The 15,933-nt window shown below is 49.8% G+C and carries 29 protein-coding genes; all 29 read right to left on the bottom strand.

Translation table 11 applies throughout. The features are described from left to right. Positions 1–267: 267 nt before the first annotated feature. The gene (gene rplQ, locus Q3O59_RS15765) at positions 268–669 is read right to left on the bottom strand and encodes a 50S ribosomal protein L17 (protein ID WP_305946488.1); all 402 of its coding nucleotides are present in this window, start codon (positions 667–669) and stop codon (positions 268–270) included. Between the two features lie 38 nt (positions 670–707). Further along, positions 708–1,697, bottom strand: coding sequence for a DNA-directed RNA polymerase subunit alpha (locus Q3O59_RS15760; RefSeq protein ID WP_305946487.1), 990 nt, complete (start codon positions 1,695–1,697; stop codon positions 708–710). Positions 1,698–1,721: 24 nt separating this feature from the next. Next, positions 1,722–2,342, bottom strand: coding sequence for a 30S ribosomal protein S4 (gene rpsD / locus Q3O59_RS15755; protein WP_305946486.1), 621 nt, complete (start codon positions 2,340–2,342; stop codon positions 1,722–1,724). A gap of 33 nt (positions 2,343–2,375) precedes the next feature. Then, complete coding sequence (gene rpsK, locus Q3O59_RS15750) at positions 2,376–2,765, bottom strand: 30S ribosomal protein S11 (protein ID WP_091344873.1); 390 nt, start codon at positions 2,763–2,765, stop codon at positions 2,376–2,378. Positions 2,766–2,777: 12 nt separating this feature from the next. Beyond that, positions 2,778–3,134, bottom strand: a complete 357-nt coding sequence (rpsM, locus tag Q3O59_RS15745; protein ID WP_091344872.1) for a 30S ribosomal protein S13 — start codon at positions 3,132–3,134, stop codon at positions 2,778–2,780. Positions 3,135–3,259: 125 nt separating this feature from the next. After that, positions 3,260–3,373, bottom strand: a complete 114-nt coding sequence (rpmJ, locus tag Q3O59_RS15740) for a 50S ribosomal protein L36 (RefSeq protein WP_305946485.1) — start codon at positions 3,371–3,373, stop codon at positions 3,260–3,262. A 22-nt stretch (positions 3,374–3,395) separates the two neighbouring features. Then, positions 3,396–4,721, bottom strand: coding sequence for a preprotein translocase subunit SecY (secY, locus tag Q3O59_RS15735; RefSeq protein WP_305946484.1), 1,326 nt, complete (start codon positions 4,719–4,721; stop codon positions 3,396–3,398). Positions 4,722–4,738: 17 nt separating this feature from the next. Then, positions 4,739–5,173 (bottom strand): 50S ribosomal protein L15, encoded by a 435-nt coding sequence (rplO, locus tag Q3O59_RS15730; RefSeq protein WP_091344869.1) that lies wholly within the window; start codon positions 5,171–5,173, stop codon positions 4,739–4,741. Between the two features lie 3 nt (positions 5,174–5,176). After that, complete coding sequence (gene rpmD / locus Q3O59_RS15725; protein WP_228614798.1) at positions 5,177–5,359, bottom strand: 50S ribosomal protein L30; 183 nt, start codon at positions 5,357–5,359, stop codon at positions 5,177–5,179. A gap of 6 nt (positions 5,360–5,365) precedes the next feature. Continuing rightward, entirely contained in the window at positions 5,366–5,869 is a 504-nt protein-coding gene (rpsE, locus tag Q3O59_RS15720; protein ID WP_091344867.1) for a 30S ribosomal protein S5, read from the bottom strand. A 9-nt stretch (positions 5,870–5,878) separates the two neighbouring features. Continuing rightward, a complete protein-coding gene (gene rplR, locus Q3O59_RS15715; RefSeq protein ID WP_091344866.1) occupies positions 5,879–6,229 on the bottom strand; it encodes a 50S ribosomal protein L18 in 351 nt (116 codons plus the stop codon). A gap of 9 nt (positions 6,230–6,238) precedes the next feature. Next, positions 6,239–6,772 (bottom strand): 50S ribosomal protein L6, encoded by a 534-nt coding sequence (gene rplF / locus Q3O59_RS15710; RefSeq protein WP_305946483.1) that lies wholly within the window; start codon positions 6,770–6,772, stop codon positions 6,239–6,241. A gap of 14 nt (positions 6,773–6,786) precedes the next feature. Continuing rightward, positions 6,787–7,179 carry a 30S ribosomal protein S8 gene (rpsH, locus tag Q3O59_RS15705; RefSeq protein WP_305946482.1) on the bottom strand — a complete coding sequence of 131 codons (393 nt, stop codon included), beginning with the start codon at positions 7,177–7,179 and terminating at the stop codon, positions 6,787–6,789. 21 nt (positions 7,180–7,200) lie between these two features. Further along, positions 7,201–7,506 (bottom strand): 30S ribosomal protein S14, encoded by a 306-nt coding sequence (rpsN, locus tag Q3O59_RS15700; RefSeq protein WP_305946481.1) that lies wholly within the window; start codon positions 7,504–7,506, stop codon positions 7,201–7,203. Between the two features lie 11 nt (positions 7,507–7,517). Then, positions 7,518–8,057, bottom strand: a complete 540-nt coding sequence (gene rplE, locus Q3O59_RS15695; RefSeq protein ID WP_305946480.1) for a 50S ribosomal protein L5 — start codon at positions 8,055–8,057, stop codon at positions 7,518–7,520. A 19-nt stretch (positions 8,058–8,076) separates the two neighbouring features. Next, the gene (gene rplX / locus Q3O59_RS15690) at positions 8,077–8,391 is read right to left on the bottom strand and encodes a 50S ribosomal protein L24 (RefSeq protein WP_305946479.1); all 315 of its coding nucleotides are present in this window, start codon (positions 8,389–8,391) and stop codon (positions 8,077–8,079) included. Between the two features lie 9 nt (positions 8,392–8,400). Continuing rightward, positions 8,401–8,769: a 50S ribosomal protein L14 gene (gene rplN, locus Q3O59_RS15685; protein ID WP_091344860.1), complete on the bottom strand. Its 369-nt coding sequence runs from the start codon at positions 8,767–8,769 to the stop codon at positions 8,401–8,403. Between the two features lie 169 nt (positions 8,770–8,938). Next, positions 8,939–9,193 carry a 30S ribosomal protein S17 gene (gene rpsQ / locus Q3O59_RS15680; RefSeq protein WP_305946478.1) on the bottom strand — a complete coding sequence of 85 codons (255 nt, stop codon included), beginning with the start codon at positions 9,191–9,193 and terminating at the stop codon, positions 8,939–8,941. Then, positions 9,193–9,384 carry a 50S ribosomal protein L29 gene (rpmC, locus tag Q3O59_RS15675; RefSeq protein WP_091344858.1) on the bottom strand — a complete coding sequence of 64 codons (192 nt, stop codon included), beginning with the start codon at positions 9,382–9,384 and terminating at the stop codon, positions 9,193–9,195. Before rpmC ends, rpsQ begins: the two co-directional genes overlap by 1 nt. Further along, positions 9,384–9,797, bottom strand: a complete 414-nt coding sequence (gene rplP / locus Q3O59_RS15670) for a 50S ribosomal protein L16 (protein ID WP_305946477.1) — start codon at positions 9,795–9,797, stop codon at positions 9,384–9,386. Before rplP ends, rpmC begins: the two co-directional genes overlap by 1 nt. A 12-nt stretch (positions 9,798–9,809) precedes the next feature. Beyond that, positions 9,810–10,520 carry a 30S ribosomal protein S3 gene (gene rpsC / locus Q3O59_RS15665; protein ID WP_305946476.1) on the bottom strand — a complete coding sequence of 237 codons (711 nt, stop codon included), beginning with the start codon at positions 10,518–10,520 and terminating at the stop codon, positions 9,810–9,812. A 9-nt stretch (positions 10,521–10,529) separates the two neighbouring features. Further along, the gene (gene rplV, locus Q3O59_RS15660) at positions 10,530–10,862 is read right to left on the bottom strand and encodes a 50S ribosomal protein L22 (RefSeq protein ID WP_091344855.1); all 333 of its coding nucleotides are present in this window, start codon (positions 10,860–10,862) and stop codon (positions 10,530–10,532) included. 10 nt (positions 10,863–10,872) lie between these two features. Next, positions 10,873–11,151: a 30S ribosomal protein S19 gene (gene rpsS, locus Q3O59_RS15655; RefSeq protein ID WP_019677720.1), complete on the bottom strand. Its 279-nt coding sequence runs from the start codon at positions 11,149–11,151 to the stop codon at positions 10,873–10,875. Positions 11,152–11,167: 16 nt separating this feature from the next. Beyond that, positions 11,168–11,992, bottom strand: coding sequence for a 50S ribosomal protein L2 (rplB, locus tag Q3O59_RS15650; protein ID WP_305946475.1), 825 nt, complete (start codon positions 11,990–11,992; stop codon positions 11,168–11,170). A 16-nt stretch (positions 11,993–12,008) separates the two neighbouring features. Continuing rightward, positions 12,009–12,311: a 50S ribosomal protein L23 gene (gene rplW / locus Q3O59_RS15645; protein WP_305946474.1), complete on the bottom strand. Its 303-nt coding sequence runs from the start codon at positions 12,309–12,311 to the stop codon at positions 12,009–12,011. Continuing rightward, the gene (rplD, locus tag Q3O59_RS15640; protein ID WP_305946473.1) at positions 12,308–12,913 is read right to left on the bottom strand and encodes a 50S ribosomal protein L4; all 606 of its coding nucleotides are present in this window, start codon (positions 12,911–12,913) and stop codon (positions 12,308–12,310) included. The genes rplW and rplD overlap by 4 nt, the downstream gene beginning before the upstream one ends. Positions 12,914–12,931: 18 nt before the next feature. Further along, positions 12,932–13,570, bottom strand: coding sequence for a 50S ribosomal protein L3 (rplC, locus tag Q3O59_RS15635; RefSeq protein ID WP_305946472.1), 639 nt, complete (start codon positions 13,568–13,570; stop codon positions 12,932–12,934). A gap of 29 nt (positions 13,571–13,599) precedes the next feature. Next, the gene (rpsJ, locus tag Q3O59_RS15630; RefSeq protein WP_091344848.1) at positions 13,600–13,911 is read right to left on the bottom strand and encodes a 30S ribosomal protein S10; all 312 of its coding nucleotides are present in this window, start codon (positions 13,909–13,911) and stop codon (positions 13,600–13,602) included. Between the two features lie 203 nt (positions 13,912–14,114). After that, positions 14,115–15,824 (bottom strand): acyl-CoA dehydrogenase family protein, encoded by a 1,710-nt coding sequence (locus tag Q3O59_RS15625; RefSeq protein ID WP_305946471.1) that lies wholly within the window; start codon positions 15,822–15,824, stop codon positions 14,115–14,117. Positions 15,825–15,933 lie beyond the last annotated feature (109 nt).

Here is a 15,933-nt window from a genome sequence, read left to right as displayed (position 1 = left end):
CTTCTGAAGCAGGATGACGATGTCGTTGTAACCTCGTCGTCATCAGTGGTGCGCATTATAAGGATCCAAACAAGGCGATCAAGATCTTTTTTGCAGGATCCAACCCAAGCGCTCACTTTCTAAGCAAAGCGTAGTTTTCATGGTCAATTTGCTCGATAAGCGACCAGGTTTAGCAGCCAGGAACACAAGTTGACGCCTGTTGACCTAAAACCATTCGGACATAAAAAAACCGGGACACAGGTCCCGGTTTTTTTGTTCAAGGGAAGCTTACTCAGCAACCGCTTCCTCGACAACAGCTTCTTCGTCCACTTCTGGACGGTCCACCAGCTCAATGTAACACATTGGCGCGTTGTCACCGGCACGGAAACCACACTTAATGATACGTGTGTAGCCACCTGGGCGGGCATTGTAGCGAGGACCAAGTTCAGTGAACAAGATACCTACAGCTTCTTTATCCTGAGTACGGGCAAAAGCCAAACGGCGGTTTGCCACGCTGTCGTTTTTAGCCAGTGTGATCAAAGGCTCAATAACACGACGCAACTCTTTTGCTTTTGGCAAAGTCGTTTTGATGATTTGATGCTTCACCAACGAGCTTGCCATGTTGCGGAACATTGCCTGACGATGGCTGCTGTTCCGATTTAATTGACGACCACTCTTACGATGGCGCATGACCTATTCCTTCTTACTAAACCAGGAACCGGATCCGGTTAGTCTTTGTTTACCAGACTGGCTGGCGGCCAGTTCTCAAGGCGCATGCCAAGAGACAGACCACGTGAAGCCAGTACGTCTTTGATTTCGGTAAGCGACTTCTTACCCAGGTTAGGCGTTTTCAACAGCTCAACCTCGGTACGTTGCACCAGATCACCGATGTACTGAATTTGCTCTGCTTTCAGACAGTTAGCAGAACGAACCGTTAATTCGAGGTCATCGACAGGACGCAACAGAATCGGATCAAACTCCGGCTTCTCTTCGCGCTTCTCTGGCTCACTCTTATCACGCAGCTCTACGAAGAACTCCAGCTGTTCTGCCAGAATAGTCGCAGCACGACGGATTGCCTCTTCAGGCTCAAGCGTACCATTGGTTTCCATATCGATAACCAGCTTGTCCAAGTCGGTGCGTTGCTCTACACGCGCCGCTTCAACACTGTAAGCAATGCGCTCTACAGGGCTGAAGGAAGCGTCAAGCAACAAGCGGCCAATTGGACGCTCGTCGTCTTCAGAGGAAAGACGGGCTGATGCCGGCACATAACCACGGCCCTGCTCAACTTTCAGACGCATACTGAACTCAGTATCGCCGGTCAGGTGGCAGATGACATGATCCGGATTGACAATGACAACACCGTCACCGTGCTGGATATCAGCAGCAGTCACAGGGCCAGCACCTTTTTTGGTTAAAGTCAGAGTGACTTCATCTTTGTCTTCCAGGCGGAAGGCTAAGCCTTTCAGGTTCAACAGAATATCAATGATATCCTCTTGCACCCCTTCTTTCGAACTGTACTCATGGAGTACGCCTTCGATCTCAACTTCTGTGACAGCAAAACCTGGCATAGAAGACAGCAGAATACGGCGAAGTGCGTTACCCAAGGTATGTCCGAAACCGCGCTCAAGTGGTTCCAAAGTAACTTTGGCACGAGTTGGAGTGACTTTGTCGATCCCAACTAATCTCGGCTTAAGGAATTCGGTGACAGAACCCTGCATTGTATCCTCTCTTAATGGTTCGCTTTACTTAGAGTAAAGCTCGACGATTAACTGTTCGTTGATGTCAGCAGACAAATCTGAACGCTCAGGAAGACGCTTAAATACACCTTCGAGCTTAGTCGTGTCTACTTCAACCCAAGTTGGCTTCTCGCGTTGACCAGCCAGCTCCATCGCAGCAGCGATACGAGCTTGCTTCTTGGCTTTTTCACGAACAGAAACAACTTGTTCTGGCAATACAGTGAAAGATGGGATGTTGACCACACGACCATTCACCATGATTGCTTTGTGGCTGACCAGCTGACGTGCTTCTGCACGAGTGCTTGCCAGGCCCATACGGTAAACCACGTTGTCCAACCGTGACTCCAACAACTGAAGCAGGTTTTCACCGGTGTTACCTTTGATACGAGCAGCATCTTTGTAGTAGTTACGGAACTGCTTTTCCAATACGCCATACATACGACGTACTTTTTGCTTCTCACGCAACTGAATACCGTAATCAGACAAACGACCACGACGGGCGCCATGCTGACCAGGAGCAGTTGTTAAGTTACATTTTGAGTCAATTGCCCGCACGCCGCTTTTCAGGAACAGGTCCGTTCCTTCACGGCGACTTAGCTTGAGCTTAGGGCCCAAATATCTAGCCATCTTCTTTCTCCAATAATCCGTGAAGCGCTGTGATTACACGCGACGTTTTTTAGGTGGACGGCATCCGTTGTGCGGGATAGGCGTCACGTCGGTGATATTCGTGATACGGAAACCTGCGCCGTTCAATGCACGGATAGCAGATTCACGACCTGGTCCAGGACCATTGACGAACACTTCGAGGTTTTTCACACCATATTCTTGCGCAGCTACACCAGCACGCTCTGCAGCTACCTGAGCAGCAAAAGGTGTGGACTTACGAGAGCCGCGGAAACCTGAACCACCAGCAGTTGCCCAGCACAGAGCGTTGCCCTGGCGGTCAGTGATGGTGACGATGGTGTTGTTGAAAGAAGCATGGATATGAGCCATACCGTCTGCAACTTGCTTTTTTACCCGTTTACGAGTACGAACTTGTGCTTTAGCCATAAGTTACCTGCCTTATTTCTTAATCGGCTTACGTGGACCTTTACGGGTACGCGCATTGGTTTTAGTACGCTGACCACGAACAGGCAAACTACGACGGTGGCGCAAGCCACGGTAACAACCAAGATCCATCAAACGTTTAATGTTCAATGTCACTTCACGGCGCAAGTCACCTTCAACGGTGTATTTTGCAACTTCTTCACGAAGCGTATCCAACTGTGCATCGCTTAATGCACTGATTTTGGTACTTTCTTCGATACCCGCTGCTGCCAAAATGGCCTGAGCGCGAGTTTTACCGATACCATAAACATAGGTCAATGAGATGACCGCATGTTTATTATCGGGGATGTTAATGCCAGCTATACGGGCCACTAACCTTCTCCTTCACTTAAAATTTATGGGTGCCGATTTGAAAAGCCCGTAAGGATACTCAAATGGCGTCTGTTTTGCAAACAATTCGTGGGTCAATTGCTTGACCCACTCGATTGCTTCTGCCGTTAGCCTTGGCGTTGTTTGTGCTTTGGCTCGGTGCAGATCACACGCACAACGTTGTTGCGCTTGATGATTTTGCAGTTACGGCAGATCTTCTTAACGGAAGCACGTACTTTCATGACTTCACTCCGCAGTAAGTTCTTATCGGCTTACGCCTTTAAGATTTGCTTTCTTAAGCACAGAATCGTATTGATGCGACATCAAATGAGTCTGTACCTGTGCCATAAAGTCCATAATCACCACAACGATAATCAACAAGGATGTACCGCCGAAGTAGAATTGCACATTCCATGCAACCATCATGAACTCGGGTACTAAACAGATAAAGGTAATGTATAACGCACCTGCTAGTGTCAGACGAGTCATTACTTTATCGATGTATCTGGACGTTTGTTCACCCGGACGGATACCTGGAATAAAGGCACCGGATTTCTTCAGGTTGTCTGCTGTATCGCGCGGGTTAAACACCAACGCAGTGTAGAAGAAACAGAAGAAAATAATGGCAGCTGCATACAACATAATGTACAGCGGCTGACCCGGAGACAAGGTTAATGCCAGTTCCTGCAGGAAGTTAGCAACCATGCCTTCACCTGAACCAAACCAAGTAGCAATGGTACCAGGGAACAAAATAATGCTCGATGCGAAAATCGGTGGGATAACCCCAGCCATGTTGACTTTCAATGGCAAATGACTGCTTTGCGCGGCAAAGACCTGACGGCCTTGCTGACGCTTGGCATAGTTCACCACGATACGACGTTGCCCGCGTTCAAAGAACACCACAAAGGTCGTAATAGCCACCACAATCACAACGATCGCGACCAGTAATAAAAAGTGCAAATCGCCCTGTCGAGCTTGCTCGATGGTGCCACCTACAGCAGATGGCAGTCCAGCAACGATACCTGCAAAGATTAGCAACGAAATACCATTACCAATACCGCGCTCGGTAATCTGCTCACCCAACCACATCAGGAACATGGTACCGGTAACCAAACTAACGATGGCAGTAAAATAGAATGCAAAGCCTGGGTTGATAACCAAGCCTGGCATCATATTCGGCAAACCGGTCGCAATACCAATCGACTGCAGCGTTGCCAATGCAAGAGTACCATAGCGTGTGTATTGCTGAATTTTACGCTTGCCGGCCTCACCCTCTTTCTTCAGCTCCGCTAAGTGCGGGTGCACCACCGACAGCAACTGCACGATGATGGACGCTGAGATGTAAGGCATGATGCCAAGCGCAAACACAGAAGCACGCTCAAGTGCACCACCGCTGAACATGTTAAACATTTCAACGATGGTGCCTCGTTGTTGCTCGAATAACTGAGCTAGCACGGCGGCGTCAATTCCAGGAATTGGCACAAAAGTTCCAAGTCGAAAAACGACTATGGCTAAAAGTACAAACAGCAAGCGCGCTTTCAGCTCGCCAAAACTGCCTTTACTTTTTAAGTCCGAACCTGGTTTAGCCATTACGTACTATCCTTTTGTTATTCTTCGACTTTTCCACCAGCAGCTTCAATGGCTGAACGAGCGCCTTTGGACACACGCAGACCTTTGACGGTCAACGGGCGTGTCACTTCGCCGGACAGAACCACTTTGGCAAATTTGGTGGTGCGTGGGATGATGTTTGCATCCATCAGGGTGCTCAGATCAACCACATCACCTTCAACTTTTGTCAGCTCGTGCAGACGGACTTCAGCGGTAACCAACGACTTACGCGAAGTAAAGCCGAACTTAGGCAAACGCTGTTTCAAAGGCATTTGACCGCCTTCGAAGCCTGGACGAACTGAGCCGCCAGAGCGGGATTTCAAACCTTTGTGACCACGGCCACCGGTTTTACCCAAGCCTGAACCGATACCACGGCCCAGACGCTTTTTCTCTTTTTTGGCGCCAGCTGCAGGAGAGAGTGTATTTAAAAACATCGCTTACTCCTCCACTTGAACCATGTAGTACACAGCATTGATCATGCCGCGAACTGATGGTGTGTCTTCTAATTCAACCGTGTGTCCAATACGACGCAGACCCAAACCACGCAGCGAAGCTTTGTGTTTTGGCAAGCGACCAATGCTGGACTTGGTCTGAGTTACTTTCACTGTCTTTTTAGCCATGGCAGATTACCCCAGAATATCGTCCACGCGCAGGCCACGCTTGGCAGCTACCTGAGCTGGTGACTTCACAGAAGCCAAAGCGTCGATAGTGGCGCGAACTACGTTGATTGGGTTGGTAGAGCCGTAGCACTTGGACAGGATGTTTTGAACACCTGCTACTTCCAGTACTGCACGCATGGCACCACCCGCGATCAAACCGGTACCTTCAGAGGCCGGCTGCATGTAGACATTGGAGCCAGAGTGCACACCACGAGTTGGGTGATGCAGCGTATGGCCGTTCAATTCTACCTGAGTCATGTTACGACGCGCTTTTTCCATTGCCTTTTGAATGGCAGCAGGTACTTCGCGTGCTTTACCGTAACCGTAACCTACACGGCCGTTGCCGTCACCGACTACAGTCAGAGCTGTGAAGCTGAAAATACGTCCACCTTTCACAACTTTGGAAACGCGGTTTACAGCAACCAGCTTTTCTTGCAAATCAGATTGTTGTTTCACTTCTTCGTTAGCCATGTGCTACTCCTAGAACTGAAGACCGGCTTCACGCGCCGCGTCTGCTAAAGCTTTCACGCGACCATGATACCGGAAGCCGCTACGGTCAAAAGCACAAGCGGTTACGCCTTTGGCAACAGCGCGCTCAGCGACAGCTTTGCCTACAGCTGCTGCTGCATCAACGTTACCAGTGTACTTTAAAGATTCACGGATGCTGTTCTCAACAGAGGACGCAGCCGCGATCACTTCAGCATTAGGTGCGATCAGCTGGGCATAGATGTGACGTGGCGTACGATGCACAACCAGGCGATTCGCCCCTTGTTCGATAATAGTTCTGCGTACACGCTTGGCACGACGCAGACGAGCAAGTTTCTTATCCATCTTCCTACCCTACTTTTTCTTGGCTTCTTTGCGACGCACGTTTTCATCAGCGTAACGAACACCTTTGCCTTTGTAAGGCTCTGGTTTACGGTACGCACGGATGTTCGCAGCAACCTGACCAACCAACTGCTTATCGCTACCTTTCACAACGACTTCAGTCTGGCTTGGGGTCTCAATGGTGATCCCTTCTGGAATAGCGAAGTTGATCGGGTGTGAGAAACCCAGGTTCATGTTCAGTACTTTGCCTTCGACCTTGGCACGGTAACCAACACCCACCAGCTCAAGCTTGCGCGTGAAGCCTTCAGTGACACCAGCCACCAGGTTGTTGATCAGAGCACGGGCTGTACCTGCTTGTGCGATAGCGTTAGCGAAACCTTCACGTGGCGTGGTGCGAACCACATCGCCATCGATAACAATTTCTACTGCTGGGTTGACGTTAACCGTCAACTCGCCACTTTTACCCTTGACTGCTACTTTCTGGCCGTCCAGATTGATCTGAACACCAGCTGGAATAGCAATGGGGGCTTTTGCTACACGAGACATAGATTACCCCTCCGTTACGCTACGTAGCCGATGATTTCGCCACCAATCCCAACCTTGCGCGCAGCACGGTCAGTCATCAGCCCTTTGGATGTTGAAACAATAGCAACACCCAAACCACCCATTACTTTTGGCAAAGCGTCGCGTTTCTTGTAGATACGCAGACCAGGACGGCTGACACGATCAATGGTTTCGATTACAGGCTTGCCCTGGAAATACTTTAAAGTCACTTCCAGCTCAGGCTTGCCATCTTGTGCTACAGCGAAATCTTCGATGTAACCTTCAGTCTTTAATACATTCGCAATTGCAATCTTCAGCTTCGAAGAAGGCATTTTTACCGCAACTTTGTTGGCCGACTGACCGTTGCGGATGCGAGTAAACATATCCGCTACTGGATCTTGTAAACTCATAGCTCGTTACTCCCGTGATTCTTACCAGCTAGCCTTGCGAAGGCCAGGAATTTCACCGCGCATTGCCGCTTCACGGACTTTGATCCGGCTCATGCCGAACTTGCGCAGGTACCCATGCGGACGACCAGTCACGCGGCAACGGTTACGTTGACGGGACGGGCTAGAATCACGCGGTAACGATTGCAGTTGCAGAACTGCAGACCAACGGTCTTCATCAGACGTGGTTGGGCTTGCAATCAGGTCTTTCAGTGCGTGACGCTTTTCAGCGTATTTGGCTGCCAGCTTTGCACGCTTTTCTTCACGTGCTTTCATTGAATTTTTTGCCATAACCCTACACCTTATTTCTTGAATGGGAAGTTAAATGCAGAAAGCAATGCACGGCCTTCATCATCAGAAGCTGCTGACGTAGTAATGGTAATATCCAAACCACGTACTGCATCGACTTTGTCGTAGTCGATTTCTGGGAAGATGATTTGCTCACGCACGCCCATGCTAAAATTCCCACGGCCGTCAAAAGACTTAGGGTTAATTCCGCGGAAGTCACGGATACGAGGGATCGCAATGGATACCAAACGCTCCAGGAAATCCCACATACGCTCGCCACGCAGAGTGACTTTTGCGCCAATAGGGTAGCCTTCACGGATTTTGAAACCGGCAACTGATTTGCGCGCTTTAGTGATAAGCGGCTTCTGGCCAGCGATAGCAGTTAAATCTGCTACGGCATTTTCCAGAATTTTTTTATCAGCAACTGCTTCACCAACACCCATATTGAGTGTGATTTTTTCAATCCGAGGGACTTGCATGACGCTGGTGTAGCCGAACTGTTTCATCAGTCCAGGAACTACGGTGTCTTTGTAAATTTCATGCAGTTTCGCCATCGTATTACTCCAATAGCAATTAGATTACTTCATTATTCGATTTGAAGAAGCGTACTTTCTTACCATCTTCAAAACGGAAACCAACACGATCTGCCTTTCCGGTTTTCGGATTGACAATCGCTACGTTTGATACGTGAATCGAGGCTTCTTTCTCGACGATGCCACCTGCCTGGTTTAACGCAGGAACTGGCTTCTGGTGTTTTTTCACCAGGTTCACGCCTGAAACATAAACACGGTTTTCACTCAGCAGAACTTTTGTGACTTTACCGGTTTTACCTTTGTCCTTGCCAGCAAGAACAATTACCTCGTCATCACGACGGATTTTAGTTGCCATGGTGACTCCTTACAGTACTTCTGGTGCCAGAGACACGATCTTCATAAACTTATCGCCACGAAGTTCACGTGTCACAGGTCCGAAGATACGTGTACCGATCGGTTCCAGCTTGGTGTTCAACAACACCGCTGCATTGCGATCAAAACGGATTAATGACCCGTCCTGACGACGTACGCCTTTCCGCGTCCGCACCACCACTGCATTCAGCACGTCACCTTTTTTTACTTTACCGCGAGGAATTGCTTCTTTCACAGTAACTTTGATGACATCACCAATTGCAGCATAGCGGCGGTGAGAACCACCTAAGACCTTAATACACATTACGCTGCGAGCGCCGCTGTTATCAGCGACATCCAGCATAGATTGCATCTGGATCATCTTAGTGCTCCGTTATCCACTTAAATTGACCCTTTCGGGCCAAGCTGCATACAAATAAAAATTCCCCTCATAGACGAAGGGCGCGTGATTATAACAGCACTTTGCTTAAAGTGGTAGTTATCCAATAAAAAAAGCGGCCCTTAGCGGGCCGCTTCTATCTTCACCCTGCTTAGGATGCAGATTCTACGACGTTCACCAGCGTCCAGGACTTGGTCTTGGACAGTGGGCGACATTCACGAATCGTGACGATATCGCCTGCTTTGCACTGGTTGCTTTCATCATGAACATGCAATTTGGTCGTGCGCTTGATGAATTTCCCGTAAATTGGGTGCTTCACCTGACGCTCGATGGCTACAACAATGGACTTGTCCATTTTGTCGCTAACCACTTTACCTTGCAGTGTACGGGTGTTTTGTTCACTCATTACGCACCTGCCTTCTCAGTCAAGATTGTCTTTACACGCGCGATATCGCGACGTACGTTCTTCAGCAGATGAGTCTGAGCCAGTTGACCTGTGCTGGCCTGCATGCGCAAATTAAATTGCTCACGCAGCAAGCTCAGGAGTTCAGCGTTCAACTCTTCAACGCTTTTTGCTTTCAGTTCGCTCGCTTTCATTACATTACCGTCCGCGTAACAAAGGTGGTCTTAAATGGAAGCTTGGCTGCGGCCAGGGAGAACGCATGGCGAGCAAGCTCTTCCGATACGCCATCCATTTCATACAGGACTTTGCCAGGTTTAATTTGGCATACCCAGTAATCCACAGAACCTTTACCGCTACCCATCCGCACTTCCAGCGGCTTGGTGGTGATTGGCTTGTCTGGGAACACACGGATCCAGATTTTACCAACACGACGCACCGCACGCGTCATGGCACGACGGGCCGCTTCAATTTGACGCGAGGTCATTTGACCACGCTCAACTGCTTTCAGTGCATAGCTACCAAAGCTAACCTTGTCGCCTACTTGCGACAGACCGCGGTTACGGCCTTTATGCACTTTACGAAATTTAGTTCGTTTTGGTTGCAACATCGCTCAATACCCCTACTTACCTTTACGGCCGGCACCTTTCTTCGGCGCTTTAGGCTGATTCGTGTTGTTGGTGTTGCTGTTTGCCAAAGGCAAGTGACCCAGGATTTCTCCTTTGAAGATCCAGACTTTTACACCAATGATACCGTAAGTGGTCAAAGCTTCAGAAGTTGAGTAGTCGATGTCCGCACGCAATGTATGCAGTGGTACACGACCTTCACGGTACCATTCGGTACGAGCAATTTCTGCTCCGCCCAAACGACCGCTTACTTCAACCTTGATGCCTTTGGCGCCAGTGCGCATAGCGTTTTGTACCGCACGCTTCATCGCACGACGGAACATCACACGACGCTCCAGCTGGCTGCTGATGTTGTCAGCGACCAGTTTGGCATCCAGCTCAGGTTTACGAATCTCAGAGATATTGATCTGAGCAGGTACGCCGGCAATAGCCGCGACGCGCTTGCGCAGTTTTTCAACATCTTCACCTTTTTTACCGATCACGATGCCTGGACGAGCCGTGTGAATGGTCACACGAATGCTCTTGGCCGGACGCTCGATATCGATGCGGCTAACTGACGCTGATTTCAATTCTTTCGTCAGGTACTGACGAACTTTGAAGTCACCGTTCAGAAAGTCCGGAAAGTCTTTTGAATTCGCGAACCAGGTAGAGCTCCAAGGCTTAGTGATACCTAGGCGAATCCCGTTAGGATGTACTTTCTGTCCCATTTCTCACTCCTAGTTATCAGCTACGATCACAGTGATGTGACTGGTACGCTTGACGATACGGTCAGCACGGCCTTTAGCACGTGGCTTGATACGCTTCATTGAAGGTGCCTCATCTACAAAGATGGTTTGCACTTTCAAGGTATCAATGTCAGCACCTTCGTTGTGCTCTGCGTTGGCAACGGCTGATAAAAGGACATTTTTCACCAGATGTGCAGCTTTTTTAGGGCTGTACGTCAGGATATCCAACGCCTTATCTACTGGCAGTCCGCGGATCTGATCAGCAACCAGACGAGCTTTCTGTGCAGAAGAACGGGCAAATTTGTGTTTAGCTAATGCTTGCATGATTCACCCCTTAGCGTTTCTTGGCCTTTTTGTCTGCCGCATGACCACGATAAGTACGAGTTGGGGCAAATTCGCCCAGCTTGTGACCTACCATCTCTTCAGAGACAAACACAGGTACATGTTGACGACCATTATGGACAGCGATGGTCAATCCGATCATATCAGGTATGATCATTGAACGACGGCTCCAAGTCTTAATAGGCTTCTTGTCACCGCTTTCCAACGCTTTCTCTACCTTCTTCAGCAAGTGAAGGTCAATAAATGGACCTTTCTTGAGAGAACGTGGCATGGCAATTCCTCACAAATTATTTATCACGACGACGTACGATTAATTTATCAGTACGCTTGTTTGAACGAGTCTTGTACCCTTTGGTTGGTACGCCCCATGGTGTAACAGGGTGACGGCCACCAGAAGTACGACCTTCACCACCACCGTGTGGGTGATCAACCGGGTTCATTACCACACCACGCACGGTCGGACGAACACCACGCCAGCGCGTTGCACCCGCTTTACCGTATTGACGCAGCATGTGCTCCGCATTACCGATCTCACCGATGGTTGCACGGCAGTCAGCCAGTACTTTACGTGTTTCACCACTGCGTAAACGCAGCAACACATAAGCACCGTCACGAGCAATGATCTGAACAAAAGCACCGGCTGAACGAGCCAGCTGGCCGCCCTTACCTGGCTTCAGTTCGACATTGTGCACAACCTGACCAACCGGAATGTTGCGCATCGGCAGGGTGTTGCCTGCTTTGATTGGCGCGTCAACGCCAGACTGCACGCTATCACCAGCTTTCATGCCTTTTGGTGCCAGGATGTAACGACGCTCACCATCTGCATACAGCACCAGAGCGATGTTGGCAGTACGGTTTGGATCGTATTCCAAGCGCTCAACTTTGGCAGGAATGCCATCTTTGGTGCGCTTGAAATCAACCAGGCGGTAATGTTGCTTATGGCCACCACCAATGTGACGCGTGGTAATGCGACCATTGTTGTTACGACCACCAGTCTTGCTTTTCTTCTCTAACAAAGGGGCATAAGGCTTGCCTTTGTACAGGTCAGGGTTAACCACTTTGATGACGTGGCGACGACCTGGTGATGTAGGTTTACACTTTACAAGTGCCATTTCCTAACTCCTCTTCTTACTCAGCGCCGCCAACGAAATCGATTTCGCTGCCTTCTTTCAGGGTGACGTAGGCCTTTTTCCAGTCGCTACGCTTGCCCATGCGCAAACCCGTACGCTTGGTTTTACCCTTAACGTTGACCGTGTTTACTGCAGTGACTTCGACATCAAACAACTTTTGAACAGCTGCTTTGATATCGGCTTTGGTGGCAGTAGTAGCTACTTTGAAAACGACGGTGTTGAAGTTTTCTGCCGCAATGGTGCTCTTTTCAGATACATGCGGAGCAAGAATTACTTTCAGCAAACGTTCTTCGCGCATCATGCTAACAGCTCCTCAAGTTGTTTCACCGCAGCAGCTGTCATCAGCACTTTATCAAAGGCAATCAGACTTGCTGGATCAATACCGTGCACGTCACGCACATCAACCTTGTACAGGTTGCGTGCAGACAAGAACAAGTTCTCATCAACGTCGTTGGTGACGATCAGCACATCTTTCAGCTCCATCGCTTTCAGCTTGCCAACCAGTTCTTTGGTCTTCGGCGTCTCAACGGTGAAGTTTTCAACCACAATCAAACGTTCCTGGCGCACCAGCTCAGACAAAATGCTTCTGATGGCACCACGGTACATTTTACGATTTACTTTTTGGCTGTGATCTTGAGGCTTGGCCGCAAAAGTCACACCACCGCTGCGCCAGATAGGGCTGCGGATTGTACCAGCGCGCGCGCGGCCAGTACCTTTTTGACGCCATGGCTTCTTGCCGCCACCGCGAACTTCTGAACGCGTTTTCTGAGCGCGGCTTCCCTGACGGGCGCCTGCTGCGTACGCAACAACGACCTGGTGAACCAGTGCTTCGTTAAACTCACGTCCAAAGGTCGCTTCGGAAACTTCAAGAACGCCTTTTGCGTCCCGTAATGCTAATTCCATCACTTATCTCCCCAGACGTTAGCTTTTGACCGCAGGCTTCACGATCACATCGCCGCCGATGGCACCAGGTACAGCACCTTTGACCAGCAGGATGTTACGCTCAGCATCAACACGGACCACTTCCAGAGACTGAACAGTCACGCGCTCTGCGCCCATGTGACCGGCCATCTTCTTACCTTTGAATACTTTACCAGGTGACTGGTTTTGACCAATCGAACCTGGGGCACGGTGTGACAAAGAGTTACCGTGCGTAGCATCCTGAGTACGGAAGTTCCAGCGCTTAACGCCACCAGCGAAACCTTTACCTTTTGATGTGCCAACCACATCAACTTTCTTGGTTTCTGCGAAAATTTCAACAGTAATCTCGCTACCCACCTGGATGTCGTTGCCTTCATTGTCTGCCAGACGGAATTCCCACAGACCACGACCAGCGTCAACACCGACTTTAGCAAAATGACCTGCTTCAGGCTTGTTCAGGCGATTCGCCTTAACGGTGCCAGCAGTCACTTGCAACGCGCTGTAGCCATCAGTCTCTTCAGACTTAACAGCAGTCACGCGATTTGGTGTCGCTTCGATTACGGTAACAGGAATAGAGACGCCATCTTCAGTGAAGATGCGGGTCATTCCTACTTTACGACCGACTAAACCGATAGCCATTTCCTAAACCTCTCTTAAAACCTGTCTTGTCAGCCCAGGCTGATTTGAACGTCAACACCAGCAGGCAGATCCAATCGCATCAGAGCATCAACAGTTTTATCTGTTGGCTCAACGATATCGATCAGACGCTTGTGGGTACGGATTTCGTACTGATCACGTGCATCTTTATTGACGTGAGGAGAAATCAAGACAGTGAAACGTTCCTGGCGGGTTGGCAGTGGAATTGGACCACGAACCTGGGCACCGGTACGTTTGGCTGTGTCAACGATTTCCAAAGTTGACTGATCGATCAAACGGTGATCGAACGCTTTCAGGCGGATACGTATCCTTTGATTACTCATAAATCAAAGCCTCAAAGAGCAAAAAGAGCAAAAAATAACAAAAGCACAACTCCTAATTGGAGTGAGCCTTTGCAGCGAAGTACAGTTGCTCCCCAATCGGGAGCATTGTTGGGGCAAGAGTTGCCTCTTGCCAAACCTACCTAATACAAGGTCGGACGCGCATTATATAGAATTGTGATGAAAACTCAAGCGGTTTCTGATGTTCAATCCTGCATTATGGCAATAAAGGTTTCGACCCGCGGTAATATCCTGGCAAAGTAGAAGTGAGCCAGCTTCTGTTTCTGTTGTTTCGTTTCATCAGCAATCTCTGCACGCTCCAGTGCTTCAATTTGCTTGAGCCACATATAGCCATACAGCAGATAGCCATTCAAGGTCATAAAATCGTAAGCGTAGTCTGCCAGCAGAGCTTTGTTCTCAGAGCCTCGCTTAAGCAAAGACTCGGTCAGTTGCTGGCATCGTAGCAGGTAACTTGCCAACTGTTGATGAAGGACATTGCTGGTATCCAACCAGCTTTCAATCTCGCGATACAGCTGCTGCAACACTGCGCCCTTGTCGCCAGCGACCTTACGCAGTAGAAAGTCAGCGGCCTGAATGCCATTGGTCCCTTCGTAGATCTGGGCAATCCGTACATCCCGTACTAATTGCTCCATGCCCCATTCCTTCACGTAGCCATGACCACCAAAAACCTGTTGTGCCTGAACCGTGCATTCAAGACCCAAATCGGTCATAAAGGCCTTGGCGATTGGTGTCAACAAGTTGGCCAGTTGCTGCCCTTGTTCGTCGTCACTGTATTTGGCTTTATCCAATTGCAGGGCAACCCAGGTAGAAAAGCTGCGGCCGGCTTCATTCAGCGATTGAATGGTGTAGAGCATGCGCTGCACATCGGGGTGGCGGATGATGGGCTCGGCTTTATTGGCATCGCGCTCGCTAATGCGGCCCTGCAAGCGGTCATTGGCATAGGCCAGGGCGTTTTGCCAGGCGCGCTCGGCGGCCCCCAGTCCCTGACTGCCCATCGCCAACCGCTCGTAATTCATCATGGTAAACATCGCTGCCAGGCCTTTGTGCGGATCGCCCAGCAAGTAACCAACAGCGCCATCAAAGTTCATCACGCACGTTGCTGAACCATGAATGCCCATTTTGTGCTCGATGGAGCCACAGTGCAGCGCATTGCGCGTACCCGGCTGACCTGCAGCATCGGGAATAAACTTCGGCACAATAAACAGGGAAATACCCCGGCTGCCCGCCGGGGCATCTGGCAGTTTGGCCAATACCAGGTGAATGATGTTGTCGGTAAGATCATGCTCACCGGCGGTGATGAAGATTTTGCTGCCACTGATGTGGTAACTGCCATCGGCCTGCGGCTCTGCCTTAGTTCGCATCAGGCCAAGATCCGAACCCGCATGGCTCTCCGTCAAACACATGGTCGCTGACCATTCACCATTGTAGAGTTTTGGTAGGTACAAAGCTTTGACCTCGTCACTGGCGTATTGCTGCAAGGTGACGCAGGCCCCAGCCGTGAGCCCAGGATAAAGCGAAAATGCGATGTCGGCGCTGCACATCATTTCATCCAGCATCATCGACAGCACCTTGGGCATGCCCATACCTCCATATTCAGGGTCGCCACTAAAGCCAGCCCAGCCACCTTCACACCAGGCCTGGTAACAAGCTTTGTAATGCTCTGGGGTGCTGACCTCTCCCTGCTCCAACCGAACGCCAGTCTGATCGGCCAGCTGGCTTTGTGGGGCGATTTGTTGCTCACAAATCTTCGCTGCTTCCTGCAAAATGGCTTGTGCGGTTTCTGGCTCCAATTGCTCGGCCAAAGCTGGCACCTGTTGCCAATGCTGCTGGACTTGCCAAACATCGAACAACTGAAATTGCATATCACTGAGTGGGGCTTGGTATTGGCTGCTCATTGGGCACTCCTGACTGGACGGATCTGTCTGTTAGCTTCGCACAAGCCGAGCTTTCAAACAAGTGTTTGAATTTGTCGAATGGCAAATTCAGGGCAAAAAAAAGGCCCCT

The organism is Alkalimonas delamerensis (genome assembly GCF_030717955.1).
Lineage (GTDB): Bacteria > Pseudomonadota > Gammaproteobacteria > Enterobacterales > Alteromonadaceae > Alkalimonas > Alkalimonas delamerensis.
The sequence above is the reverse complement of the archived record's forward strand: the minus strand, read 5'-3'. Positions and strand labels throughout refer to the sequence as shown.

Coding starts and splice junctions, on each gene's coding strand:
- Q3O59_RS15760 (WP_305946487.1), bottom strand. CDS start 1,697: ATGCAGGGTTCTGTCACCGAATTCCTTAAGCCGAGATTAGTTGGGATC.
- rpmJ (WP_305946485.1), bottom strand. CDS start 3,373: ATGAAAGTACGTGCTTCCGTTAAGAAGATCTGCCGTAACTGCAAAATC.
- rpmC (WP_091344858.1), bottom strand. CDS start 9,384: ATGAAAGCGAGCGAACTGAAAGCAAAAAGCGTTGAAGAGTTGAACGCT.
- rpmD (WP_228614798.1), bottom strand. CDS start 5,359: ATGGCTAAAAAGACAGTGAAAGTAACTCAGACCAAGTCCAGCATTGGT.
- rplD (WP_305946473.1), bottom strand. CDS start 12,913: ATGGAATTAGCATTACGGGACGCAAAAGGCGTTCTTGAAGTTTCCGAA.
- rpsN (WP_305946481.1), bottom strand. CDS start 7,506: ATGGCAAAAAATTCAATGAAAGCACGTGAAGAAAAGCGTGCAAAGCTG.
- rpsS (WP_019677720.1), bottom strand. CDS start 11,151: ATGCCACGTTCTCTCAAGAAAGGTCCATTTATTGACCTTCACTTGCTG.
- rpsK (WP_091344873.1), bottom strand. CDS start 2,765: ATGGCTAAAGCACAAGTTCGTACTCGTAAACGGGTAAAAAAGCAAGTT.
- rplW (WP_305946474.1), bottom strand. CDS start 12,311: ATGATGCGCGAAGAACGTTTGCTGAAAGTAATTCTTGCTCCGCATGTA.
- rpsD (WP_305946486.1), bottom strand. CDS start 2,342: ATGGCTAGATATTTGGGCCCTAAGCTCAAGCTAAGTCGCCGTGAAGGA.
- rpsJ (WP_091344848.1), bottom strand. CDS start 13,911: ATGAGTAATCAAAGGATACGTATCCGCCTGAAAGCGTTCGATCACCGT.
- rpsQ (WP_305946478.1), bottom strand. CDS start 9,193: ATGAGTGAACAAAACACCCGTACACTGCAAGGTAAAGTGGTTAGCGAC.
- Q3O59_RS15625 (WP_305946471.1), bottom strand. CDS start 15,824: ATGAGCAGCCAATACCAAGCCCCACTCAGTGATATGCAATTTCAGTTG.
- rplV (WP_091344855.1), bottom strand. CDS start 10,862: ATGCAAGCATTAGCTAAACACAAATTTGCCCGTTCTTCTGCACAGAAA.
- rplQ (WP_305946488.1), bottom strand. CDS start 669: ATGCGCCATCGTAAGAGTGGTCGTCAATTAAATCGGAACAGCAGCCAT.
- rplB (WP_305946475.1), bottom strand. CDS start 11,992: ATGGCACTTGTAAAGTGTAAACCTACATCACCAGGTCGTCGCCACGTC.
- rpsE (WP_091344867.1), bottom strand. CDS start 5,869: ATGGCTAACGAAGAAGTGAAACAACAATCTGATTTGCAAGAAAAGCTG.
- rplC (WP_305946472.1), bottom strand. CDS start 13,570: ATGGCTATCGGTTTAGTCGGTCGTAAAGTAGGAATGACCCGCATCTTC.
- rplN (WP_091344860.1), bottom strand. CDS start 8,769: ATGATCCAGATGCAATCTATGCTGGATGTCGCTGATAACAGCGGCGCT.
- rplO (WP_091344869.1), bottom strand. CDS start 5,173: ATGTTTTTAAATACACTCTCTCCTGCAGCTGGCGCCAAAAAAGAGAAA.
- rpsH (WP_305946482.1), bottom strand. CDS start 7,179: ATGAGTTTACAAGATCCAGTAGCGGATATGTTTACTCGCATCCGCAAC.
- rplE (WP_305946480.1), bottom strand. CDS start 8,057: ATGGCGAAACTGCATGAAATTTACAAAGACACCGTAGTTCCTGGACTG.
- secY (WP_305946484.1), bottom strand. CDS start 4,721: ATGGCTAAACCAGGTTCGGACTTAAAAAGTAAAGGCAGTTTTGGCGAG.
- rplX (WP_305946479.1), bottom strand. CDS start 8,391: ATGGCAACTAAAATCCGTCGTGATGACGAGGTAATTGTTCTTGCTGGC.
- rpsC (WP_305946476.1), bottom strand. CDS start 10,520: ATGGGACAGAAAGTACATCCTAACGGGATTCGCCTAGGTATCACTAAG.
- rplP (WP_305946477.1), bottom strand. CDS start 9,797: ATGTTGCAACCAAAACGAACTAAATTTCGTAAAGTGCATAAAGGCCGT.
- rplR (WP_091344866.1), bottom strand. CDS start 6,229: ATGGATAAGAAACTTGCTCGTCTGCGTCGTGCCAAGCGTGTACGCAGA.
- rplF (WP_305946483.1), bottom strand. CDS start 6,772: ATGTCTCGTGTAGCAAAAGCCCCCATTGCTATTCCAGCTGGTGTTCAG.